Annotated in this window: 26 protein-coding genes; 10 read left to right on the forward strand and 16 right to left on the reverse strand. The window is 69.2% G+C overall.

From position 1 onward, the window contains the following. Window positions 1-129: 129 nt before the first annotated feature. From SK571_RS28925 to SK571_RS28980, 12 genes are all read right to left on the reverse strand, one after another. On the reverse strand, window positions 130-711 hold the full coding sequence (locus tag SK571_RS28925; protein ID WP_319987231.1) for a GTP-binding protein: 582 nt from the start codon (window positions 709-711) through the stop codon (window positions 130-132). Then, a complete protein-coding gene (locus SK571_RS28930; protein ID WP_319987232.1) occupies window positions 692-1057 on the reverse strand; it encodes a DUF742 domain-containing protein in 366 nt (121 codons plus the stop codon). The genes SK571_RS28925 and SK571_RS28930 overlap by 20 nt, the downstream gene beginning before the upstream one ends. Beyond that, complete coding sequence (locus SK571_RS28935; protein ID WP_090066952.1) at window positions 1057-1491, reverse strand: roadblock/LC7 domain-containing protein; 435 nt, start codon at window positions 1489-1491, stop codon at window positions 1057-1059. Before SK571_RS28935 ends, SK571_RS28930 begins: the two co-directional genes overlap by 1 nt. Then, a complete protein-coding gene (locus tag SK571_RS28940) occupies window positions 1488-3857 on the reverse strand; it encodes a sensor histidine kinase (protein ID WP_319987233.1) in 2370 nt (789 codons plus the stop codon). Before SK571_RS28940 ends, SK571_RS28935 begins: the two co-directional genes overlap by 4 nt. A gap of 235 nt (window positions 3858-4092) precedes the next feature. Continuing rightward, complete coding sequence (locus SK571_RS28945; RefSeq protein WP_319987234.1) at window positions 4093-4992, reverse strand: superoxide dismutase; 900 nt, start codon at window positions 4990-4992, stop codon at window positions 4093-4095. Between the two features lie 115 nt (window positions 4993-5107). Next, the gene (locus SK571_RS28950) at window positions 5108-5485 is read right to left on the reverse strand and encodes an Imm1 family immunity protein (protein ID WP_319987235.1); all 378 of its coding nucleotides are present in this window, start codon (window positions 5483-5485) and stop codon (window positions 5108-5110) included. Window positions 5486-5523: 38 nt separating this feature from the next. After that, window positions 5524-6291 (reverse strand): DddA-like double-stranded DNA deaminase toxin, encoded by a 768-nt coding sequence (locus tag SK571_RS28955; RefSeq protein WP_319987236.1) that lies wholly within the window; start codon window positions 6289-6291, stop codon window positions 5524-5526. Window positions 6292-6325: 34 nt separating this feature from the next. Next, window positions 6326-7168: a helix-turn-helix domain-containing protein gene (locus SK571_RS28960; RefSeq protein WP_319987237.1), complete on the reverse strand. Its 843-nt coding sequence runs from the start codon at window positions 7166-7168 to the stop codon at window positions 6326-6328. Window positions 7169-7290: 122 nt separating this feature from the next. Further along, complete coding sequence (locus tag SK571_RS28965; RefSeq protein ID WP_319987238.1) at window positions 7291-8025, reverse strand: hypothetical protein; 735 nt, start codon at window positions 8023-8025, stop codon at window positions 7291-7293. A gap of 51 nt (window positions 8026-8076) precedes the next feature. Further along, the gene (locus SK571_RS28970; protein WP_319987239.1) at window positions 8077-8400 is read right to left on the reverse strand and encodes a hypothetical protein; all 324 of its coding nucleotides are present in this window, start codon (window positions 8398-8400) and stop codon (window positions 8077-8079) included. Window positions 8401-8466: 66 nt separating this feature from the next. Then, a complete protein-coding gene (locus SK571_RS28975; protein WP_319987240.1) occupies window positions 8467-8766 on the reverse strand; it encodes a hypothetical protein in 300 nt (99 codons plus the stop codon). 9 nt (window positions 8767-8775) lie between these two features. Next, the gene (locus SK571_RS28980; protein ID WP_319987241.1) at window positions 8776-10215 is read right to left on the reverse strand and encodes a PucR family transcriptional regulator; all 1440 of its coding nucleotides are present in this window, start codon (window positions 10213-10215) and stop codon (window positions 8776-8778) included. A 139-nt stretch (window positions 10216-10354) separates the two neighbouring features. Between SK571_RS28980 and uraH the strand changes: the two genes are divergently transcribed. The 10 genes from uraH (at window position 10355) to SK571_RS29030 (ending at window position 20394) form a co-directional block, all read left to right on the forward strand. Next, a complete protein-coding gene (uraH, locus tag SK571_RS28985; protein ID WP_319987242.1) occupies window positions 10355-10657 on the forward strand; it encodes a hydroxyisourate hydrolase in 303 nt (100 codons plus the stop codon). A gap of 2 nt (window positions 10658-10659) precedes the next feature. Then, the gene (locus tag SK571_RS28990; protein ID WP_319987243.1) at window positions 10660-11535 is read left to right on the forward strand and encodes an FAD binding domain-containing protein; all 876 of its coding nucleotides are present in this window, start codon (window positions 10660-10662) and stop codon (window positions 11533-11535) included. Then, a complete protein-coding gene (locus SK571_RS28995; protein WP_319987244.1) occupies window positions 11526-11987 on the forward strand; it encodes a (2Fe-2S)-binding protein in 462 nt (153 codons plus the stop codon). Before SK571_RS28990 ends, SK571_RS28995 begins: the two co-directional genes overlap by 10 nt. Further along, a complete protein-coding gene (locus SK571_RS29000; RefSeq protein WP_319987245.1) occupies window positions 11984-13336 on the forward strand; it encodes an 8-oxoguanine deaminase in 1353 nt (450 codons plus the stop codon). Before SK571_RS28995 ends, SK571_RS29000 begins: the two co-directional genes overlap by 4 nt. Continuing rightward, window positions 13333-15519 (forward strand): molybdopterin cofactor-binding domain-containing protein, encoded by a 2187-nt coding sequence (locus tag SK571_RS29005; protein ID WP_319987246.1) that lies wholly within the window; start codon window positions 13333-13335, stop codon window positions 15517-15519. Before SK571_RS29000 ends, SK571_RS29005 begins: the two co-directional genes overlap by 4 nt. 19 nt (window positions 15520-15538) lie before the next feature. Further along, window positions 15539-16000: a nucleoside deaminase gene (locus SK571_RS29010; RefSeq protein WP_319987247.1), complete on the forward strand. Its 462-nt coding sequence runs from the start codon at window positions 15539-15541 to the stop codon at window positions 15998-16000. A 95-nt stretch (window positions 16001-16095) separates the two neighbouring features. Beyond that, window positions 16096-17502, forward strand: a complete 1407-nt coding sequence (locus SK571_RS29015; RefSeq protein WP_319987248.1) for an NCS2 family permease — start codon at window positions 16096-16098, stop codon at window positions 17500-17502. A 58-nt stretch (window positions 17503-17560) separates the two neighbouring features. After that, entirely contained in the window at window positions 17561-18535 is a 975-nt protein-coding gene (locus SK571_RS29020) for an XdhC family protein (RefSeq protein ID WP_319987249.1), read from the forward strand. Window positions 18536-18641: 106 nt separating this feature from the next. After that, entirely contained in the window at window positions 18642-19010 is a 369-nt protein-coding gene (locus tag SK571_RS29025; protein ID WP_319987250.1) for an allophanate hydrolase-related protein, read from the forward strand. A 118-nt stretch (window positions 19011-19128) separates the two neighbouring features. Beyond that, window positions 19129-20394, forward strand: coding sequence for a hypothetical protein (locus tag SK571_RS29030; protein ID WP_319987251.1), 1266 nt, complete (start codon window positions 19129-19131; stop codon window positions 20392-20394). A 159-nt stretch (window positions 20395-20553) separates the two neighbouring features. Here the strand turns inward: SK571_RS29030 and SK571_RS29035 are convergent, their stop codons facing one another. The 4 genes from SK571_RS29035 to SK571_RS29050 are packed head-to-tail and all read right to left on the reverse strand — an operon-like array spanning window position 20554 to window position 23952. Then, window positions 20554-21189, reverse strand: a complete 636-nt coding sequence (locus SK571_RS29035) for a response regulator transcription factor (RefSeq protein WP_319987252.1) — start codon at window positions 21187-21189, stop codon at window positions 20554-20556. Then, complete coding sequence (locus SK571_RS29040; protein WP_319987253.1) at window positions 21186-22340, reverse strand: sensor histidine kinase; 1155 nt, start codon at window positions 22338-22340, stop codon at window positions 21186-21188. Before SK571_RS29040 ends, SK571_RS29035 begins: the two co-directional genes overlap by 4 nt. Window positions 22341-22349: 9 nt before the next feature. After that, window positions 22350-23075: an ABC transporter permease gene (locus SK571_RS29045; protein ID WP_319987254.1), complete on the reverse strand. Its 726-nt coding sequence runs from the start codon at window positions 23073-23075 to the stop codon at window positions 22350-22352. Continuing rightward, window positions 23059-23952: an ABC transporter ATP-binding protein gene (locus SK571_RS29050; protein WP_319987255.1), complete on the reverse strand. Its 894-nt coding sequence runs from the start codon at window positions 23950-23952 to the stop codon at window positions 23059-23061. The genes SK571_RS29045 and SK571_RS29050 overlap by 17 nt, the downstream gene beginning before the upstream one ends. Window positions 23953-23961: the final 9 nt, after the last annotated feature.

The following is a 23961-nucleotide window of genomic DNA, read 5'->3' on the forward strand; positions in this document are numbered from 1 at the left end:
TCGGCTGCTCTCGTTCGTCACGAACACCGAACGCGCCATGGTGATGCTGCTCGACGAAGAGGGCGACCCCGGCGAGCACATCGTCCGCGAAGCCTCCTGGCCCGCGGACGCGCACCACGTGAGCGATCGCTAGACCGCGGCCAGCCGGTTCATCGAGTGCTGGATCAGCTCGACCAGCACCGCCTTCGACGACTCCCGGTCCCGCGCGTCGCACAGCACCACCGGGATCGCCTCGTCCAGGTCGAGCGCGTGCCGCACCTCGTCCACCGTGTACAGCTGCGACCCGTCGAAGCAGTTCACGGCGACGATGAACGGGATCGCCCGGTGCTCGAAGAAGTCGATCGAGGGGAACGACGAGTCGAGCCGGCGCGTGTCCACCAGGACCACTGCGCCGATCGCGCCGGTCGCCAGTTCGTCCCACATGAACCAGAACCGGTTCTGGCCGGGCGTGCCGAACAGGTACAGCACCACCTTCGTGTTGATGGTGATGCGACCGAAGTCGAGGGCGACGGTGGTCGTGTCCTTGCCCTCGATGCCGGCGAGGTCGTCGACGTGCACACCGGCCTCGGTGAGCAGTTCCTCGGTCCGGAGCGGCGGGATCTCGGACACCGACGCGACCATCGTGGTCTTGCCGGTGCCGAACCCGCCCGCGATGACGATCTTGACCGCGGTCGGCACGGTCAGCTGGCCATCAGATCCCACGAACACCATCCAGTACGGCCTGCAGGAGATTCCTGTCCGGAATCTTGGGGGACGAGTTCTGCACGAGCACGTCACCACGCTCGATGAGGTCCGACAGCAGGACCTTCACCACGATGAGCGGCACGTCGAGGTAGGCGGCGACCTCGGCGACCGAGAGCGGGCGTGCGCACAGGGCCATGATCTCGCGATGTTCGACGGTCAGCGACGTCTGGTCGGACATGAACGAGGAGGCTCGGACCTGCGTCACGAGGTGTAGGTCAGGCGCGTTCGGCCGGGTGCGGCCGCGCACCATCGCGTAGGGCCGCACCAGCGGCCCCGCGGCCTCGTCGTACCACCAGTCCTCGCGCGAGGTCATCAGCGCGACTCACGCGCCGAGGGCACAGTCGCGGTCTCCGCGCGCGGAGCCGACGAGAGGTACGTGCCGACACGCTTCACCAGCATGTTCATCTCGTACGCAATCATGCCCATGTCTGCATCTTCCTCGCCCAGCACGGCCAGGCAAGCCCCATGACCGGCGGCGGTCACGAACAGGTACGCGTGTTCCATCTCCACGATGGTCTGCCGGACGGCGCCACCGCCGAAGTGCCGTCCGGTGCCGCGGGCGAGCGACTGGAACGCCGACGCCATCGCGGACAGGTGCTCCGAGTCGTCGCGGGACAGCCCGGCCGACCGGCCGAGCAGGAGTCCGTCCGCCGACAGCACGACCGCGTGGCGGGCGCCGACCACTCGCTGGATCAGGTCCTCCAGCAACCAGTTCAGTTCGCCGTGCTGGCTTGCGTTGTCCTTCATGACGAGGGGGCTCCTTCTGATCTCCAGTCGTCGGTCAGCCGGGCGTCACGGGTACCGCGCTGGAACGCGGCGAAACCGTCACGGGTCCGCTCGGCCGACCTTTCGCCGGTCACCGGCTCGGCGTGCTGCGGATCCTCCGAGGACTGCATGAGCTGCGGCGCGAGGTTCTGCCGCTTCTTCCTTCGGGGAAGGGGTGCCTTCCCGTCCTGGACCGGAGGTGCCGCGGAGGTTGGTTCTTCCACCGATGCGTCTGCGGCGGACACGGCCGCTGGGGCAACTGTGCTCATATCAGGTTCTACGAGCGCGTTCAGCCCTGCGTTCAGTGCCGCCTGGACTTCGGGATTCACCTTCACGGGGAAGCTCGGGTGTTCCTCGACGTGCCCGTGGTACGTGTCGTGGAACGACCGCACCGGCATCTGCGTGGTCTCGGTGATGTCGCCCGCGGCGCTGTGTGGGGCGACGATGTTCGGCGGCAGCACGCACAGGGCGACCGTGCCGCCGTAGGGCGAGTCGCGCAACTCCACCTTGATGCCCCGGCGTGCGGCCAGCCGGGCGACGACGAACAGTCCCAGCCTGGACTCGCCGCGGAACGCCATCGTCTCGAAGTCCGGCGGGTTGGAGAGCTTCGCGTTGGCCTGGAGGCGCTCCTCCTGCGTCATGCCGAGGCCGTGGTCCTCGATCTCCACCACGAGGCCGTGCGGCGCGGCGCTGGAGTGGATGATCACCTCCGACCGCGGCGACGAGAACGCCGTCGCGTTGTCGACGAGCTCGGCGAGCAGGTGGATGGTGTCGGCGACGGCCACCCCGACCAGCGCGCGGTCGGGCACCGGGTTGACCCTGACCCGGACGTACTGCTCGGTCTCGGCGACGGCGGAGCGGATGACGTCGCTCAGCCGCACCGGCTTGCGCCACTGCCTGCCGGGCTGCTCGCCGGCCAGGATGATCAGGTTCTCCGCGTTGCGGCGGGCGCGGGTCGCCAGGTGGTCCAGCTGGAACAGCGAGTCGAGCTGCTCGGGGTGCTCCTCCTCGCGTTCCAGCTTGTCGAGGATCTTGAGCTGCCGGTGCACGAGCCCCTGGTTGCGGTGCGCGATGTCGAGGAAGACCCGGTTCACGCCCTCGCGCGCCTGCGTCTCCTTCACCGCCGCCGCGACCGCCGTGTACTGAGCGGCGTTGAACGCGTCCGCGACCTGGCCGATCTCGTCGTTGCCGTAGTCCAGCGGCGGCATGTCGCGGTGCACGTCGACCTGCTCGCCGCCGCGCAGCCGGGCCACGATGTGCGGCAGCCGTTCCTGCGCGAGCCGCAGCGTGTCCTCCCGCAGCGACGCCAGCCGCATGACCAGGGCCTTCGACACGAGCCGGTTCGAGATGCGCAACGCCAGCACGATGCCGACGACGACGGCGAGCAACGCGATCAGGCTGCCGATCAGCACCGCGGCGACCCGGCTGTCGGCCTTGTCGAGACCGAGGTCGGCGGCGTTGCGGGCCTGCGTGACCGCGAGGCCGACGAGGTTGTCGTGCACGGGACTGGCCACCGCGCGCCACTGCACGTCGGTGACCTTCGTGTCGCCGTTGATGATCCGGCCCTCGAGGTCGACCAACGTCCGGTACTCGGTGCTGCCGCGCAGGGCGTCGTACTGCGTGCGGGGCTGCTCCAGCGCGAACGGGATCGTGGAGTCGAGGCCCGAGTGGTAGGCGCCGACCAGCCGGGCGAACTCGACGCGTTCGGGCGCGGTGAACGTGCCGTTGAGCAGTCCGCGCGACCCGATGGTGGCACCGCGCGAGAGCCAGTCGGCGGTCTGGAAGATCGTGACGGCCTGGACGTTGGCCTGGCTCGCCTCCGAGTCGGGCACGAGGCGCGCCTGCCGGGAGAGCAGCGCGACGCCCGAGTCGAGGATGCCGTTGTAGTAGTCGTAGACCGCCTGCGGGTTCGCCGACGCCGAGTCGACGCGCGACCGCTGCTGCGGCAGTTCGTCCAGCACGGAGTTGAGCGCGTTGATCCGGTCGACGGTGTCCTGCGGCGCGCTCTCGGAGAGTTCCGCGAACGCGTCCTTCATCTTGCGCACCGCCTCGTCGGTGACGCTGCGCTGGCGCCCCAGCCCGCCGCTGTCGACGCCCTCGGCCCTGCTGAGGACCTCCAGGGTCAGCTGGCGTTCCTTCTGCAGGCCGGCGAGCGCCTCGACGGACGGGATCGTCGCGCCCTTCACCCCTGCCGCGACCGACCGCATGTAGAAACCGTCGAAAAGGGTGTACGAGGAGAAAACGGCCCACATGACCAGCAGCACCACGCTGGGAACGACCACGACACCGGCCAGCCGCGACCGAATGGTCCGGTAGTTGGTCGGTGTGTAACCGCTCTTCTCGTTCACAGCGCTCTCACGGTCTCCTGTGTCCCACGGCTAGCGCTGCGGGTTACCTGAGCAACTCCTTCGGCTGCAATTAGGTTACGGCGGGAGATCACCGTTACCCAATGACAGCGATCACACGCAGTACGCGGTTGGCAGGCTACCCAGTCGAGTGAGTGAAGCAACACCCGGTACGGGGGTTCTCACAAGGCAAGAACCCCCGTACGGGCTAGTTCTGCCTCCCGTTCTACCGGCGCCGCTACGGACGCTCGACCGCGACGACGTTGTAGGTCGTCTCGGGCGTCGGAGGCGTGGTGAAGCGGGCATTCGGCAGGTAGAGCCGCTTGCCGAACGCGGCGACCGTCGTGGGAACGTCGAACCGCGCGTCCGTGCGTTCCGCCGCCAGCGTCGCGCCATCACGGCTCAGCGTGTAGCGCGCGACTTTGTTCAAGCGGTTTTGCACCACGTACAACTGACGTCCCTCACGCAACAGACCGTCGCCATTGGTGAGTGTTTGACCGCTCAAATTGATCTCGGTCGTTTTCCCGCTCCGCCGATCGATCCTGAACAGCTTTCCGGTGTTGCTCTGCACGACGATCAGGCCGCCGTCGAGCCCGGTGACGATGCCGTTGAGGTTCACCGCGCCGGGGGTGACGACGAGGTCGCCCGTCAGCGCGAGCGTGCGGTGCGGCTTCAGGTTCAGCGGCACCTCGTAGAGCACGGCCTTGCGCGAGTCGGTGAACCACGCCGACCTCTCGGTCAGCACGACGTCGTTGACGAACGTGTCCGCGGTCGCGAACTGGAACTTCGCCAGCAACGCGCCGGAGCGCGTGTCGTAGACCCGTGCGTCGCCACCGACACCACCGGCGACCCACAACCGCTTGCGCGCGTCGACCTTCATGCCGAGCGACGGCGTGCCCGGCCCCTTGGCGAGCACCTTGCCGTTGCCGGTGCGCAGGTCCGCCGCGTAGATCGACCCGTCGGCCCGCGACCCGAAGTAGGCCGTGGTGCCGCTGATCGCGATGCCTTCCGGTTGCCACCCGTCGGGCAGTGAGAACTCCGTGGGAAAGTGCCTGGAACCGTCCGCGGTGGCCGGCGCCGCGGCGGTGAGCGTGACGCCCAGGACCGCCGCGAGCAGGACACCGAATCTGCGGTACATGCCGCCTCCTTGCCAGAGGAGATATCTCGGATTGTGGTGCTCCCTGATCCTTCCCCGGCTGGGCGGCGAACTGGAGTTTTCTCAGGAAGCCGACATCTCTACAGGTCAGCGGCGGTCACGACACACCCACGATCGCGGGCCAGGACTGCCACTCGACACCAGTCGGCCGAGCGCCCCCGGTCTCCATGAACTCGACACACGCCCGCAGCACCACCTCGACGGGGTAGTGAGCACTGGCCGGGAATTCACGGTCGCTGTTCATGTAGTAGTACAGCACCACGTCAGCCTGACCAGGCACCTGATCCGGATTCCTGCTGTACACACCATCTGGGTGTTCTCCTCCCGCGTACCGCAGCACGCCGAGGTTGTTGTGCAGCCCCACGTTGAAGATCACCCGGTAAGGAGCAGCGGCGTCGAGAACTTCCAACAAGATCGGGTAGTCGGCAGCCCGCGCCTTTTCCAGGAGTGCCTCGAACTCAGCGGACGTGTGCACCAACGTTGCTCCCTCAGTGCTCTCTTCGCCCCAGACCTCTAGCTCCACGGCGCTGCTGCCCCTCCTGTGTAGGTCTTCTGCATGATCCGGCCATCTGGAGTGACTCCGTGAACGGTCAGGCTGCTGCCTTCCGGAAGCACTGCCGGAACCAGCGTGTCACATCCGAATCGGCCCTTGCAGGGCGTGTTGTTCAAGACGACCGTCGCGTGCCGAATGCCATTTCGCGCCATGTGCACCGCGATCTTGATCTCGACATCAACGGCGGTCACCGGCGTGCCAGGCATCCCCATGTCGCGGAGGTGCTGTTTGGCAGCCAGCATCCACTCGTCATGACCGCTGGCCAACTCCCTCTCCGGCGTGCCAGGTTCGTCACTGTCCGTGAACCAGCGCCCGTGCGTCTTCTGCCCCGATCGGGGTTGCACCGGCGGCGGGAGAGCCCGACGCAACCGGTCAACACGTTCGCGAACACTTGGTTGAGGCAACGGGATTGCGTCGACGGGTGAGGGTGGCGCCGCAGGACGGGGTGCTTCCGCACGCCTGCCGCGCTCGAGACCGTGCAAGATCTTCTGGGTTCCATCGACTGCGGCACCCAGATGCCGATGAAGTTCGGCAATACCCTCAGCCGCCTCACTGAACTGCGCGTTCGTGACCTCGACATCCGCCTGCAGGCTGCCCTCGGCCGCCGTCTCCAGGAGGTCTCGGGCAGCCTCGGCCAACTCCGCTGCCGTTCGGAGGGCGGCTCCAGCCTCTGCCGCCTTGTCGAGCACCCTGTTGAGACTCTCGCCGATCTCGCTCAGCGAAACCACACCGCAGCACCACCTCCTTGCCGTGTCGACATCTCTACAGGTCAGCGGCGGCCTCCGCGATGAGCTCCAGCGACTCACCGGTGCCCAGCGCGATCTTCTGCAGGCCCGCGAACCGCTGCGCGCACTCCTCGGTCGGCCCCGGCTCCTCGACGTAGTCGCCCCTGATGAACGTCTCCAGGTACGCCACGTCGTTGTGCTGCCGGTGCGGGAACCCGAGCAACGTGAACGGCGACCCCATCGCCGGGTACGCCCCCGCGTCGCGCGGCACGACCTGCACGCTCACCGTCTCGTGCTCGCTGACCTCCATCAGGTGCAGCAGCTGCGCCTTCATCACCCGCGGCCCGCCGATCACGTGCCGCAGCACCGCTTCCGGGAACACGGCCCGCACCGTCAGCGGGTCCCTGTCGTTCAGGCGCGCCGACCACGCCTCCCGCACCATCGCGAGCCGCGCGATCCGCACCGGGTCGTCGGACTGCAGGACGGTGTTCGTGTAACCGGGGAGCTGGAACACCGGCGGAACCAGATCCGTCGTGAACACCCGCATCGACGTCGCCTCGAACACGAGATTCGCGAAGTCCGCCGCCGGATCGAAAAGCTGCCCGTCGTTCACCGAGCGCATGCGCACCTGTTCCGCGTACTGCGCGCGCAACACCACGGCCTGCCATTCCGGAGTGGGCACCTTGTAGACGTAACCGAGCGCCATGACGTCCACGGGAGCCGACGGCTGCACCGCGTTCTCCATCATGGACAGCTTGGCGCTGCTGAAGCCCACGCGCCGGCCCGCCTCGGTGAGGCTCAGCTCGCGCTCGTCGCGCCACCCGGCCAGCTGCCGCCCGATGGCGCGTTCGAGAGTCGTGGCCCGGAAATCCTTCGGCATGACGCGAAGGATATGACTGATTCGGATTCCCGAAAGGGACGGGTCGGTGTGGACAACCGTTCAACGCCAACGAAGTTCGTTAAACGGAGTGCTTTGCGTTAAACGGCCGTGGAGCCTATTTACTATTGATAGCGCTTTGCGCGCGCATGGGCACGCACGAGGTCGTGGAACCGGAACGCGTCGTCCCCCACCTCGGTCAGCAACGACTTCTCCACCAGGTCGTCCAGCGCGTCCTCGACGTCGCACTCGGACTCCCCCGCGATCGCCGCCGCCACCGGTACGCCGAACGTGTCCGGTTCCCACGCGCAGAGCCGGTACAGCCGCGCCTGCCGTTCGGGAAGCTCCACATAGGACCGGTCGAGCAACGGCCCGAGCCGTCCGTCGTCGGTGAGCGAACCGATGCCGATCTCCTGCGCCTGCGGCAGGTTCAGCCTCACCCGGCTGGTCACGAGCACCGTGCCCGACGGGGGCAGCAGCGGCGTCACCTGCTCGGCCGAGTCCGCGTTGTCCAGCAACAGGGTGAACTGCCGGCGCAGGACGAGGCTGCGGAACACGGCACGTTCGTCGGCGGGGTCGGCGCTCAGCCCGAACGCCCGCAGCACGCGCCCCAGGTCGTGCGTGGCCAGATCGAGGTACAGCTGATCGCCGGATCCCCTCTCCCACAACCACTTCAGCGCCAGCGCGGTCTTCCCCGCCCCGCCCGCGCCGTACAGCACCGTCACCCCGGCCCTGATGCTCGCGAGCTCCGCGTCCCTGCCGACGAAGTGCCGCGGCGGCGCGGGTGGCCGGAATCGCGGCGGTACGTCGTTCCTGCCCCTGATGACCCCTGTGGCTCTGGCAGCCAGTACGTCACTCATCAACCCGTACCTCCCCGACACGTTGAAGCTACGGGCTTTCCTCGTCTTACATCAGACGGCCATCGAGTGATCGCACGAGAGCGCCGCCCCCGTCCGGGACGTCGACGACCGCACCTGGCGGCCATTGATGATGATCTTGCAAGTGAGCTCGCCGCGCACGCCCTCCAGCCGCACGACGACCCGCCCCTTGCGCTTGCCCATGCGCTCGAACGGCAGGTCGGGGTTGCGCAGGGTGCGTTCCTCCTCGCCGGGGAACGTGTAGGTGAGCCGGTCGGCCGTGCCCGTTCCCTCGACCACCACGCGGATGCTGGGCGCTACCGCGCAGCCGGTGGTCCCGGCCAGCAGCAGGCCCATGAGTAAGGCGGCGGTCTTCATGTCCCGAACAGTAGGAAGCGGGGACGTGCCCGAGCATCAGCCTGAAGGCTCAGGCCGCATCAGCCATCAGAGTGACAACCCGAGGTCCTTCAGGCGTTCCTCGACCCGCAACCGCTCGATCTCGCGGTCCACGCCCTCGGGCAGCGCGCCCAGCCGGTGCTCGACCTCCAACGCCGAACAGGCCTGGACGAGCAACGCGTCATAGGCCTGACGAGCGGCTATCTTCTTGACCGCCGACGTCCCCGGCTCGAAGCAGGCACGCGCCCGGCGCACACGACGGAGGTCGGCCGCGACTCGTTCGATCGGCCGATGGTGTGGCACCGGAGCGGAAGGCCGGAGCAGCGCCTTCACGAAATCGAAGGGCACGCCTTCAAGCTACCCCGCCTGGAGCGCCAGGAAGAGGTCCACGCGCGCCTCGAACTCCGCCAGGTCGACGCCGAGCAGTTCCTCGACGCGCCCCACCCGGTACCGCAACGTGTTCACGTGGACGTGCAACTTGCCGGCCGCCGCCGTCCACGAACCGGAGCAGTCCAGGAACACCTTCAAGGTGCCCATCAGATCCGAACCGTGCTCGGCGTCGTAGTCCAGCACCGGCCCGAGAAGCCGACGGCGCAAAGAAGTGCGCAACTCCTCCGGCACGCCCGCGAGCAGCAGTTGGTGCAGTGCGATCTCCTCGCCCGCCACCACACACGTGCGGCCGCCACGGCGCTCTCCCAGCCGACGCGCGTGCGCGGCTTCCTCCGCGGCGCCGCGCAGTCCGCGGGACGTGACGGGTGAGCTGATGCCGACGAGCACGCGGGACGAGCCGAGGCCCGGTTCCATCACGCGCATCGCCTCGCGCAGTTCGTCGGGCTGCGAGTCGCCGGCCTTGGCCACGGCGTAGACGGTGTCACCGACGGGGGTCACGAGGGCCTGGGGCAGCGCCTCCTCCAGCACGGCCGCCGCGAGGTCGGCGCGCTGGTCGGACGTCACCGCGCTGATCACCCGCAGCCGGTCGTGCTCCAGGCCGGCCGCCGCCAGCCGCGACTCCAGGTCGGCCGAGCCACTCAGCACCGCGTTCACGAGGGGTGCGGCGGTGCGGTTCTCGATCTGCCGGCCCTGCGCCTCACGCAGCCTCTCCAGCGCGACCAGTGACGCGAGCTCGGCGGCGGCCTCCGGTTGCACCGAGCCGCCCACGACGAGGATCCAGCTCGTGAGGCGGCTGCCGCCGCGTTCGGAGACGGGCACGAGGGTGACGCCCTTGACCGTCTTCGGGAGGCGGTCGGCCTGCAGGAACTCCTTCACCAGCGCGAGCCGGTCCGGTAGTTCGCCGCCCGCGACGACCCGGCCCGCCGTGGACAGCACCCAGCACGACGCGCCGAGTTCGTGGCCGCCGGCGAGCAGCAGCGCGGGCAGGCCGGAGCCCTCCGCGACGACGTTCAGCAGGCGGCGGTGGCGGGAGAGCCCCACCAGTTCCATGGAGACGCGTTCGGTGATGGTCGCGAACGACAGGTCGACGGGGACTTCGAGCAGCGGCACGTGGTGGCGAACGCACGCGTCGACCAGGTCGTCGGGCAGCGCGCGGTTCTCGGTCTCGGACGCGGCGAGGCCGGCGACGCGGGCCGTGGCGAGCGAGTGGACGAACGTCTCGGAGTCCTGCGGGCCGTGGTGCCAGAGCAGGCCGGACAGCACGAGCTCCCCTCCGGACAGGTACCGGCTGGGGTCGGGCAGCTCCGTTCCGTACACGCGGGTGACGGTGCGGTCGAGCTGGTCTTCACCGGTGTGCAGGCTCAGGCGCAGTTCCGGCATCTGCAGCAACGTCCGCAGCAGCAACATGACAGGTCACTTTCGTCCATTCGTGTTTGTAGGAAAGCACAAATTCACGGTCTGTAGGAGCCTGGCGATTCATGTAACGCGGCCGTAGCTCAAGGACACAGTGGGTCTGTGTACTGGCTCACAACCAGATGGAGGGCGAATGACGATCTCCACGCACGTGCTGGACGCGGCACGCGGCAGGCCGTTCGCCGGTATCGCCGTGTCGCTGCAGCGACGCGACGGGACCGAGGTGGCGAACGCCGAGACGAACACCGATGGCCGGATCACCGGATGGGGTGAAGGCCTGGAGGCCGGCGTCTACCGGCTGGTGTTCGACACGGCGCAAGCGGCACCGTTCTTCCCCGAGGTCGTGCTCACCTTCGACTACTCCGATCCGGCGCAGCACTACCACGTGCCGTTGCTGCTGTCGCCGTTCGCCTACTCCACCTACCGAGGTAGCTGACGATGGACTTCCTTCGACCGGAAACGCTTGCGGAGGCGTTGGAGCTGAAGGCCTCCCGGCCGGACGCCGTGCCGATCGCCGGCGGCACGGACGTCATGGTGGAGCTGAACTACGACCACCGCCGGCCCTCCGCCCTGCTCGACCTGACCCGGATTCCCGAGCTCCAGCAGTGGTCCGACGGGCTGCGGGTCGGTGCGGGCGTGCCGTACGTGCGGATCATCGACGAGCTCGGCGCCGAACTGCCGGGGCTCGCCATGGCCTCGCGCACGGTCGGTTCGCCGCAGATCCGCAACCGCGGCACGGTCGGCGGCAACCTCGGCGCGGCCTCCCCCGCCGGGGACACGCACCCGGTGCTGCTGGCGTCCGACGCGGTCATCGAGGTGGCCTCCGTGCGCGGCACGCGGATGATCCCCGCCGCCGAGTTCTACCTGGGGGTGAAGCGGAACGCGCTGGAGCAGGACGAACTGATCGTGGCGGTTCACCTGACGCCTGCCAAGGGGCCACAGCAGTTCTCCAAGGTCGGCACGCGCAACGCCATGGTGATCGCCGTGTGCTCGTTCGCGATCTCGCTGTTCCCGCAGGAGAACCGCGTCGGCGCGGCCGTCGGGTCCGCCGCCCCGACACCGCGGCGGGCACGTGAGGCCGAGGAGTTCCTGGCCTCGGCACTGGACTTCAGGAACCCGAAGCCGTTGCTCGACTCGGTGAAGCGCGAGTTCGGCGAGCTGGTCTCGCAGGCGGCGTCACCGATCGACGACGTGCGCGGGTCGGCGGCGTATCGCAAGCACGCCCTGGCCGTGATGGCTCGCCGGACTCTCGGCTGGGCGTGGCAGGAACTTCTTGCCAAGAAGAATGGAAGCGAGGAGCGGCCATGCGCGTGAACGTGACGGTCAACGGCGAGCAGCGTCAGGCCGACGACGTGTGGGAAGGCGAGTCGCTGCTGTTCGTGCTGCGGGAGCGGCTCGGGCTGCCCGGCTCGAAGAACGCCTGCGAGCAGGGCGAGTGCGGCTCCTGCACGGTGTACCTGGACAACGTGCCGGTGTGCGCGTGCCTGGTCGCGGCCGGGCAGGTGCAGGACAGGGAGGTCCGGACGGTCGAGGGGCTGGCCGACGGGGACGCCCTGGACCCGGTGCAGGAGGCGTTCGTCGAAGCGGGCGCGGTGCAGTGCGGGTTCTGCACGCCCGGTCTCGTCGTGGCGGCGCACGACCTGCTCGACCGCGTGCCGAAGCCGTCCGACCCGGAGATCCGCGAGGCGCTGGCCGGGAACCTGTGCCGCTGCACGGGGTACGAGAAGATCCTGGACGCCGTGCGACTGGCGGCGTCGCGCCGATGATCGTCCTCGACCGCTGCGCGGTGTCCACTGTGGACGAGTCCGGGACCGAACACCTGTCCGGGCACGTCGTGATCGACGGCGGGCGCGTTCGGTCCGTCGGTCCGGGCCCGGCGCCCCGGCCCTCCGGGTCGCACACCTACGTCGACGCGTCGTCGTGCCTGGTGACTCCGGGGCTGATCAACACCCACCACCACCTGTACCAGTGGGCGACGCGCGGCCTCGCGACCGACGCCACGCTGTTCGAGTGGCTGACCGCGCTGTACCCGGTGTGGCGCGGGCTGGACGACACCGTGACGCACGCGGCGGCGTCGGCGGGACTCGCCCGGCTGGCGTTGACCGGCTGCACGCTGGCCGCCGACCACCACTACGTCTTCCCGTCCGGCGGCGGTGACGTCTTCGACGCGCTGGTGTCGGCGGGACGGCGGATCGGCATCCGCCTCGAAGCGATCCGCGGCTCGATGGACCGCGGCCAGTCGCACGGCGGGTTGCCGCCGGACAACCTGGTCGAGGAGACCGAGGCCGCGCTGATCGCGACCGAGCAGGCGATCGGCGACTACCACTCGACGGCGGACGACGCGCTGGTCCGGGTGGCCGTGGGGCCGTGCTCGCCGTTCTCGGTGTCGCGCGAACTCATGACCGGCGCCGCGTCCCTGGCTCGCCGCCACGGCGTCCGGCTGCACACGCACCTCGCCGAGACGATGGACGAGGAAGAGCAGTGCCTGGCGGAGAACGGGTGCACGCCGACCGAGTACGCCGAGCAGCTCGGCTGGCTGGGACCGGACGTGTGGCTCGCGCACACCGTGCACCTCAACGCCGGCGCGGTGAAACGGCTCGGGGCGACCTCGACCGGGTCCGCGCACTGCCCGACGTCCAACGGGCGGCTGGGCACCGGGATCGCACCGGTGCGCGACCTGCTCGACGCCGGCGCGCCGGTCGGCCTCGGGGTCGACGGTGCCGCGTCCAACGAGGACGGTGGCCTGGTCGTCGAGCTGCGGTCGGCCCTGTACCAGGCGCGTCAGCGCGGCGGACCGGGTGCGATGGACGCCCGTACGGCGTTGTGGATGGGCACGATGGGCGGCGCGCAGGTGCTGGGCCGTGCGGACTCGCTGGGCTCGATCGAGCCGGGCAAGGTCGCGGACCTCGCCGTGTGGGACCTGTCCGGAATGGACTACGCGGGAATCGCGGACCCGGTGGCGGCACTGGTGCTCGGCACTCCCCCGCCGTTGAAACTGTTGATCGTGGGCGGTGAGGTCGTGGTGCGGGACGGTGTCCTGCTCACGGCGTCGACCGACGAGCTGGCGCGTGACCTCTCCGCTGCCAGCGCCAAGCTCCAGGAGGCTGCGCGATGACCCTCACTCCCGCCGAACTGACCTCCGCGGTGTCGGGTGGCATCGGGACGTCGCCCCAGCGCCCGGACGGCAACCTGAAGGTGCGCGGCGAGTTCGCCTACGCCTCCGACCTGTGGCACGAGGACATGATCTGGGGCGCGACCCTGCGTTCGCCGCACCCGTACGCCCGCATCACGTCGGTCGATCTGGCGGAGGCGCTGAAGGTACCGGGCGTGTACGCGGTGCTGACGCACTCGGACGTACCCGGCCGCAACCTGTACGGGCTGGAGCACAAGGACCAGCCGGTGCTGGCCGTGGACGTCGTGCGCTACCAGGGAGAACCGATCGCGCTGGTCGGTGCCGACCACCCGGAGACCGCGCTGCGGGCCATGAAGAAGATCGTCGTGACCTACGACGTGCTCGAGCCCGTCGTGGACATGGAGACCGCCGCGGACGACACCCCGTTGCACCCCGGCGGCAACCTGGTGCGGCACGTACCGATCCGGCGCGGCTCGCAGGACGTCACGGCCGACGTCGTGGTGACCGGGCGGTACGAGGTCGGCATGCAGGACCAGGCGTTCCTCGGGCCGGAGTCCGGACTAGCGGTGCCGGCCACGGACGGTTCGGTCGACCTGTACATCGCGACGCAGTGGCTGCACGTCGACCGCGACCAGATCGCGGCCGCTCTGGGCCTGCCGCAGGAGCAGGTGCGGCTGACGCTGTCCGGTGTCGGCGGCGCGTTCGGTGGCCGCGAGGACCTGTCGATGCAGGTGCACGCGTGCCTGCTGGCCCTGCACACCGGCAAGCCCGTGAAGATGGTCTACAACCGCGAAGAGTCGTTCTACGGGCACGTGCACCGGCACCCGGCCGTGCTGTACTACGAGCACGGCGCCGACCACACCGGCAAGCTGGTCTACGTCCGCACGAAGATGTATCTGGACGGCGGCGCCTACGCGTCCTCCACACCCGCTGTCGTGGCCAACGCGGCGACGCTGGGCGTTGGCCCGTACGAGGTCGACAACGTCACGGTCGACGCCTACGGCCTCTACACGAACAACCCGCCGTGCGGCGCGATGCGTGGATTCGGTGCTGTGCAGGCAGGTTTCGCCTACGAGTCCCAGATGGACAAGCTGGCGGAAGCCCTGGGCATGTCACCGGTCGACGTCCGGATCCGCAACGCGATGACCGAGGGTTCGGTGATGCCGACCGGCCAGGTCGTCGACTCGGCCGCGCCCGTCGCGCAGCTGCTGAAGCTGGTGCAGGACAAGCCGTTGCCCGCCGGCACCTCGTCGGACATCCGCGAACTGCCCGGTGGCGTCTCGAACACCACGCACGGCGAGGGCGTCGTGCGCGGCGTCGGCTACGCGGTCGGCATCAAGAACATCTGCTTCTCCGAGGGCTACGACGACTACTCGACCGCGCGCGTCCGGGTGTCGATGGTCAACGGCTCGCTGGCCGCCGCCGTGCACACCGCCGCCTGCGAGGTCGGCCAGGGCCTGGTGACGATCATGCAGCAGATCGTGCGGACCGAGCTCGGCATCGAGCGCGTGACCGTGCTGCCGATGGACACCACGATCGGCAACGGCGGCTCGACCTCCGCCTCGCGCCAGACGTACGTCACCGGTGGCGCCGTGAAGGCCGCCTGTGCGATCGTGCGCGACCGTTTGGCGGGCCGTACCGACATCGGCGACGAAGTGATCGACGAGACCACCGAGTGGCGTCACCGCGCGACCGAGGCTCTCGATCCCGTTACCGGACAAGGCAACGCGCACGTCCAGTACGGTTTCGCCGCCCACCGCGCCGTCGTCGACGTGGACGTCGACCTCGGCCTGGTGCGCGTGGTCTCGCTGGACTGCGCGCAGGACGTCGGCAAGGCGCTCAACCCGCAGGCCGTGGTGGGCCAGATCCAGGGCGGTTCCGCCCAGGGCCTCGGCCTCGCGGTGATGGAGGAGATCCAGACCTCCGGCGGCAAGGTGCGCAACCCGTCCTTCACCGACTACCTCATCCCCACCGTGCTCGACATGCCGCCGATGAGCATCGACGTGCTCGAGCTCGCCGATCCCCATGCCCCGTACGGCATCCGGGGCGTCGGCGAACCGCCCACCATCTCGTCGACCCCGGCGATCGTGGCGGCCATCCGCGCGGCCACCGGCCTGGCGCTCACCCGCGTCCCGGTCCGCCCGGAACACCTCACCGGTACCTGATCTTCTGGAGTTTCTTGCCGTGAACGCACATCTGCTCGCCACCATCGACCTGGCCACCCAGAACGTGGCCTCCGGTGGGGGCCCGTTCGGCGCGATGATCGTCCGTGACGGCGAGGTGATCGCCACCGGGGTGAACCAGGTGACGCCGAACCTCGACCCCACCGCGCACGCCGAGGTCGTCGCGATCCGCGCGGCCTGCCAGGCGCTCGGTGACTTCAAGTTGACCGGCTGCACCTTGATCTCCTCGTGCGAGCCGTGCCCGCTGTGCCTGTCCGCCGCGCTCTGGGCGCGCGTGGACAAGGTGATCTACGCCGCCGACCGCCACGACGCGGCGGCGGCCGGTTTCGACGACCGGGAGTTCTACGAGCTGTTCAGCAAGTCCCGCAGCGAGTGGGACCTGCCGGTGCACCAGATCTCCACTGACGAGGACAACGCCCCGTTCACAGCGTGGATGTCTCTCGCTTCTCGTATCGATTACTGACGGCCACAAGCCTGTCCAGCTGACCGGAGCTTGCATCGCACAAACGCGTTCCAGCGTTGGAACGCGCCCACCGGCATGGGAAAGGCCGTCCTCCAATGACCCAGTTACGAAGCCGAGCCGCGACGTCGCCGCTCGACCAGTTCTTCCGCATCACCGAGCGTGGCAGCTCTTTGGGCCGTGAAGTGCGCGGTGGCATCACGACGTTCGTCGCGATGTCGTACATCGTGCTGCTGAACCCGTTGATCCTCGGCGCGTCCGCGGACATCACCGGCGCCAAGCTCACCATCGCCGAGATCACCACGGCGACGGCGCTCGCCGCCGGTGTGATGACCGTCCTCATGGGACTCGTCGGCAATGCTCCCCTCGCCATCGCCGCCGGGCTCGGCGTCAACGGCGTGGTGGCCTTCCAGATGGCGCCGGCCATGACGTGGGCGCAGGCCTTCGGCCTCGTGGTGCTGGAAGGCGTCTGCATCGTGATCATGGCCGCCTCGGGTGTCCGAGAGCGGATCATCAACGCGATCCCGGAGCCGTTGAAGATCGCGATCACCGTGGGCATCGGGCTCTACATCGCTTTGGTGGGACTGGTTTCCGCCGGTTTCGTGACCCGCACGCCGGACGCGGCGCAGTCGACGGTGCCGGTGCGGATGGGCCTCGACGGCCACCTGAGCGGCTGGCCGATCGCGATCTTCTGCCTGGGCCTGCTGCTGATGATCGTGCTGCTGGCGCGCGGCGTGCCCGGTGCCGTGCTGATCAGCATCGTGGTGGCCACGGTCGTCGCCATCGGCGTGAACGCCGCCTTCGACGTCGAGGGCTGGGGGCTCGTGACACCGTCGCTGCCTGCCTCCGTGGTCAGCTCCCCGGACTTCGGCCTGTTCGGACGGGTGGACCTGTTCGGCGGCTTCGTGTCCGCCGGCGTGATCGCGGCGACGATCTTCCTGTTCACGCTGGTGCTGTCCGGCTTCTTCGACGCGATGGGCACGATCACGTCGGTCGCCGACGAGGCGGGGCTGACGCGGGACGGTCGCGTCGAGGGCATGGGCAAGATCCTGATGGTCGACGGCGCCGGCGCGATCGCCGGTGGCGTCACGGGGTCCGCCCCGAACACCGTGTTCCTGGAGTCGGCCGCGGGCGTTGGCGAAGGCGCCCGAACCGGCCTCGCCTCGGTGGTGACCGGCGGCCTGTTCCTGGTGGCACTGCTCTTCACACCGCTGGCGACGGTCGTGCCCGCGCAGGCGGCGGCCCCGGCGCTGGTGGTGATCGGCGGCCTGATGATGACCCAGATCCGCCGAATCCCCTGGCAGGAAACGGACTACACGATCCCGGTCTTCCTGACCATCGCCATCATCCCGTTCACCTACTCGATCACCAACGGCATCGGCGCGGGCCTCGTGTCCTACGTCGTGCTGCGCATCTGCAAGGGCCGCTGGCCGGGCTGGCTGATGACCGGCCTCGCCCTGATGTTCGCCGTGTACTTCGGCGTGGACCTGATCAGCGGCAAGTGACGCGGCGTCCCGGCCGGGCGGCCACCCGGCCGGGACCTCGCCCTGAGAGGAGTGTGCGATGCGTGACCTGGCGTCGGCCTTGCTGTCGTGGGACCGGTTCGCGGTCGCATCGGTGGTGGCCGTGCGGGGCAGTGCGCCGCGACCGGTCGGCGCCGCGATGGCCGTCGGGCCGTCCGGCGAGGTGATCGGCAGCGTGTCCGGTGGCTGCGTGGAGGCCGAGGTCTACGACCTGGCGTGCCAGGTGCTGTCGACCTCTGAGCCCGTTCTCGCCTCGTTCGGCTACTCCGACGACACGGCGTTCGCGGTCGGCCTCACCTGCGGCGGCTCACTCGACGTCCTGGTGCAGCGCGACTCCCCCGCGTTGCGCGCGGCCCTCTCTGCTTCCGTTGCCGGGCATCCGCTTTCCGTGCGTTTCGAGGCGGAGGGCCGGGTGTTCACCGAGTCGTGGATGCCGCCGCCACGCCTGCTGGTGTTCGGCGCCATCGACCACGCCGCCGCGGTGGCCGAGATCGCGCGCTTCCTCGGCTATCACGTGACCGTGTGCGACGCACGCCCCGTGTTCGCCACTCCCGAACGCTTCCCCGCGGCGCACTCGGTCGTCGTCGACTGGCCGCACCGCTACCTCGCGTCCACCCACACCGACGCCGACACGGCGGTGGTGGTCCTGACCCACGACCCCAAGTTCGACATCCCGGTGCTCGTGGAGGCCTTGTCCAGGCCGCTCGCCTTCGTGGGAGCACTGGGTTCCCGCCGCACGCACCTCGAACGCCTCGACCGCCTGCGCGAGGCAGGTGTCACCGAGACCGCCCTGGCCAGGCTCCGCTCCCCCATGGGCCTCGATCTCGGGGGCCGCACGCCCGCGGAGACAGCGGTGTCGATCGCTGCCGAGCTCGTCGCACTCAGGCACGGCGGCACCGGCCTACCGCTGAGCGACCTCACCACCCCGATCCACCGCTCCCCGCCCACCTCGATCCACCGCTCCCCCGCGCGCTTCCTCCTGGCGCAACGAAATTCTCTCACCACAAGTTCCTGATCATTTCGGCGACGTGGCGTGAACGGACCGTTCACTCGCTGAGAAACCGCAGGCCGGCACACCTTTCACAACGAGACCCCATTCCAGAACCCGAGGTCAGAAGAGAATGACACTTATTTTTCTCAACGGCGGCGGCATGCAGGGTGGGCCCCTCCACAACCAGCTCCAGGGCGCACCGATGCTCGGCCGTGTGAAGAGCGCGCCGAAGTACCGCTATTTCTCCGTCCGCGACGAGTTCCCCGCCATGCACGCGTCCGGCGGGGCGCAGGTCGTCGGTGAGCTGTACGACCTACCGCTCACGGTGCTGCGCGACCACCTGATCCCCGCCGAGCCCGCCGAGCTGGAGATCGGGGTCGTCGAGCTCGAGGACGGTGGCGCCGCGCTCGCCACCGTGCTCAGAAACGAGTTCCTCCATTCGAGCGATCTCACGGACATCTCACATCTGGGCGACTGGATCCTGTACTTGCAGGAGTAGTCGACATACAGGGGTGAGGGGCATGCCATTCCACGCCGGTTCGGCGAAAGTAGATGTGACGCCGCCTTCGACAGCTCCTTATCTGGGCGGTCTTCCACGGCATTCACTGTTCCTCGGCGTGCACGATCCGCTCTTCGTCAGGGCCACGGCGATCACCAACGGGGAAACCGTCATCGTGATCGCCGTCGACTCGCTCGGCATCAACAACGACATCCTCGGGCCTGGCCGCGACTTCACCGCCGAGGTCCGCGGGCGCATCCAGCAGCAGACCGGTGTGCCGCCCACGCACGTGATGATCGCCAGTTCCCACACGCACTCCAGCCCGGAGACGGGCGACGTCCGGCCGTTTCCCGACCAGGACTGGCTGGCGACGTTCCTCGACCGGATCGTCCAGGCCGCCCGCGAGGCCGTCGACAGCCAACGGCCGGTGACCGCGACGATCGGCAGGGGCGCGGTGCTGCCCGGCACGCTGGCGATCAACCGCAACGGCCACGTCTACCCCGGCGACCCGCCGCAGGACCCCGAGGTGACGGTGGTGCGGTTCCGAGGCGACGAGTGGAGCAGCGTCTTCTACCACTTCACCACGCACCCGGTGTACGTGCAGGTGCAGCCGTTCGTGTCGGCCGACTTCCCCGGCGTCACGTCCGCGATGCTCGAGCTCAACGAACCGCACTGCCAGGCCGCGCTGTTCCTGCCCGGCGCGGCCGGCAACCAGGCACCTCCGCCCGACCCGCTCACGCACGACGGTGCCAGGTTCGACGAGGAGAACAACCCGAACTTCGAGGTCATCCGCAACCTGTTCGCCCACACCGCGCGCATGGGCATGTACCTCGCTCAGACCGCGCTCGACGTCCCGGGGGAGACCGAGCTCAGCGGCCCGGTGACGGCCGCCCGGCGCACCGTCCAGGTCGACTCCCGCGACCTGCCGGACCGGGGGCCCTTCGAGGTCGAGCTGATCGACCGCAGGCGCGCACTCGCGGACGCCATCGGCCGCAACGCCCCGAAGGCCGAGATCGTCGGGCTCACGCAACTGGTGCAGGACATCGAGGAGACCCTCGTCGCCATCGACCGCGGCACCGCCCCCATCGACGCCGAGGTGCAGGTGCTGCGCATCGGCGGACTCGCACTCGCCGGCCTGCCCGGTGAGCCGTTCGTGGAACTCGGCTTCCAGCTGAAGGAGATGTCCGGCGACGACCGCACGGTGCTGCCCGTCGGGTACGCCAACGACTACCTCGGCTACCTCACCTACCCCGAGGCGTGGGACACACCCGTCTACGAGGTGAGCCTCGGCCCGTGGACGCGCATCGGTCGCTTCGGTGGCCAGCAGCTCACCGACACGGCGAAAGCCCTGGTCGACGAGCTCTGGACTACTCCGAACGAGTGATGCCAATGGTTTCACGTATTTCAGCGTCCACTCCCCGCTCCTTTTCTGACGAGGGGTGAGGGAGTGGCAAGGGGGAGTTGCCGCAGGCGGCGGGGTCGACCGAATCGGCCCCGCCGCGGGGGCTGCGGCAGCGCCGCCACTCGCCGGGGCCGACCACGATCAGGCCCGGGAACCGCCGTCCGCGCCCCGCAGCAGCCCGCGCTCGTACGCCACCGCGACGGCCGCGGCCCGGTCCGACACCCCCAGCTTGGCGTAGACGTGCAGCAGGTGGGTCTTCACCGTCGCCTCGCTGATGAACAGCGCCGCCGCCACCGCCCGGTTCGTCGACCCCTTCGCGACCAGCGCCAGCACGTCGAGCTCCCGTGTGGACAACGGTTCCAGCGCCGGCTCGCGCACCTGACCCAGCAGCCTCGTGGCCACGGCGGGTGACAGCACGGCCTCGCCCGCGTGCGCGGCACGGATGGCGCGTTGCAGTTCATCGCGCGGGGTGTCCTTCAGCAGGTAGCCGGTGGCGCCCGCCTTGATGGCCGGCAGCACGTCGCGATCCGTGTCGTAGGTCGTGAGCACCAGGACGCGGCACGGGTGGTCGCGCAGCCGTTCGATCGCGGACACGCCGTCCGAGCCCGGCATCCGCAGGTCCATCAGCACCACATCCGGCGACACGGCCGCGACCACGGCGACCGCCTCGTCCCCGGACGCGGCCTCGCCGACCACCTCGAAGTCGCCGGTGGACAGCATGCCGCGCAGGCCGTCGCGGACGACCGGGTGGTCGTCGACGATGACGAGGCGGATCACGCGGGCACCCGTGCCGAGATCGCCGTTCCCGCGCCCGGTTCGGACTCCACGAACAGCGCGCCGGACAGGCGGTGCACGCGGTGGCGCATCGCGGGCAGGCCGAAGCCGTCGGACGGGGCCGTCAGGTCGAAGCCCACTCCGTCGTCGCGCACGTCCAGGGTCACCACGTCCTCCATGTACGACAGGGTCAGGCCTACCCGGGACGCCGAGGCGTGCTTCGCCACGTTCGCCAACGCCTCCTGGGCGGTGCGCAGCAACGCGACCTCCACCTCCGGGTGCGTTTCGCGCACGGCTCCGGTCAGCGTGACCGAGATCGGTACGCCGTTGTGCTTCGACCAGCCCGACGCCACGTCGTCCAGTGCCTCGTGCAGCGCCGCCGAGTCCAGGGCCGGTGGGCGCAGGGCGTGCACCGAGCGGCGGGCCTCGGCCAGGTTCGCGCGCGCCAGTTCCGCGGCCACCGCCACGCGTCGTTCCCTGTCGGCGGCCGTGGCCGCCGACAGCTGCGTGATGATGCCCGCCAGGCCCTGCGCGAGGGTGTCGTGGATCTCCCCGGCCATGCGGTGGCGTTCGTCCTGCACACCTGCCTCGTGCGCCTGCACCAGCAACTGCGCGTGCAGCCCCTCGTTCTCGTCGAGGAGTTCCTTGCGCTGCCTGGACTGTTCGGTCGTCACGTGGCCGACGTAGGTGAAGGTGCACGCCAGCACCACGAAGACGAGCAGCAGCAACCAGAACGCTGCCTCCTCGCCCGGCGGCGGGTAGCCGCCGAACAACGACAGCGTCGCCAGCCCGGCCGTCAGCGCCACGACGACGAACATCCAGCGCCCGCGCAGGAGCTCGCTCGCGTAGATGTAGACCGCGTACGACACCGCGCCGAACCAGTGCTCGCGCATGCCCAGCACCGCGTAGAACACGACCATGCCACCGATGAACACGGCCATGAGCTCCGGGCGCCGATGCCACGCGGGATGCAGCGTGAACCACCACGCCATCCACACGAACCCGAACGCCACGACGCCGTAGGTGAACCAGCGCTCCGGCACCGACTGCGTGGTGAAGATCGTGTACAACACCGTCGTCACGGTCAGCACGAAGTACGGGATCACGCGGGCGATCGCGACGAGCCTGCGCTCCCACCTGTCCAACGCGGCCATGTCCACGAGCTACTCCCAGCGAAAAGTCCTGGCCGCGACCGTACCTGCCACGAGCCCGACCAGTCCCATGATCGCGAGATGCCTCCAGTCCGGCGCGGCACCGAGCCACGCCTGTTGAATCGCCTCCACACCGGGAGGCGAGTACGAGCCGATCGCCTGGATCGCCGAAGGCAGCATGAACCGCGGCAGGTACACGCCACCGAGGAACATCAGCAGCATGAACACCACCGCCGCCCAGCCACCGGCAGTCCGCGCGTTCGGGGCCAGGGCGGCGATCACCAGGCCCAACGCGAACGTGCCCGCGCCTCCCAGCACCACGGCACACGCCAGGCCGAGTGGATGGTGAGGCAGGTCGACGCCGAAAACGACGTACCCCACCAGTATGAGCAGCAGCACCGACAAGATCACCGCGGCGAAGTTGACGACCATCTGCCCGGCCAGCAACCGCGCCGGGTGCATGGGCGTCGTCGACAGCCGCCGCAGGACGCCCTTCTCCCGGTAGGTCGCCACGACGGCGGGCAGGCGTTGCAACCCGACGAACACCAGCGCGAACACGACGAGCGCCGACACGTAGCTGTCGATGAACCGCTGTCCGCCGAAGTTCTCGTCGGGCGTCCGCAACGCCGGGATCGCGCCCAGCGCCAGCAGGAGCACGCTGGGGAACAGCAGCGCGAACACCGAGTTCATCCGGTCGCGCAGGAACAACCGCGCCTCGATCTCAACGATCTTCAACATCACGACCCCCGGTCAGTGCGACGTAGGCGTCGTCCAGTGAGACCTGGTCGACGCGGAGCTGGTGTGCCACGACCTGCCGCCGCGCCAGCAGGGAGGTCACCGCGTGCAGCAGGTTCTCCGACCCGCTGACCACGAGCTGCTCTCCCACCGAGGCCACCGACGTGACCTCCGGCAGCGCCTCCAGCAACGACACGTCCAAGGCGACGGACGGCACGAACCGCACCCGAGTGGCACCGTCCACACGTGACACGAGCGTGGAAGGCGTGTCCAGCGCGGCGATCCGGCCGTCGCGGAACACCGCCACCCGGTCGCAGAGCCGCTCCGCCTCTTCCATGAAGTGCGTGACCAGCAGGATCGTCACGCCGGCCGAGCGCACCTCCTCGATGACCGACCAGGTGTCGCGCCGCGCCTGCGGATCGAGCCCCGTCGTCAGCTCGTCCAGGATCGCGATCCGCGGTGACCCGATCAGCGCCAGCGCGATCGACAGCCGCTGCTTCAATCCGCCGGACAGCTGCCCGAACTCCGCCTTCAGGTGCGGCACCATCCCCAGCCGCGCGGACCAGTCGACCGGCGACGGGTAGAACGACGAGAACAGTTCCAGCGCCTCGCCGACCCGCATCCGTTCCGGCAACTCCGAGGCCTGCAGCTGCACGCCGATCGACGCGCGGACGTCCGCAGGTCGCTGCCCCAGCACCGACACGCTCCCCCGGTCCGGTGTCCGCAGCCCCGCCACGCACTCGACCGTCGTCGTCTTGCCGGCACCGTTCGGCCCCAGGACGCCGAAGATCTCCCCCTCGGCGACCTCGAAAGACACGGAGTCCACCGCCACGCGGGGCCCGTACCTCTTCCCGAGGTCGCGCACTTCGATGATTGCCATGTCCCCAGC

The sequence above is a fragment of the Lentzea kristufekii genome, assembly GCF_033949925.1.
Lineage (GTDB): Bacteria > Actinomycetota > Actinomycetes > Mycobacteriales > Pseudonocardiaceae > Lentzea > Lentzea kristufekii.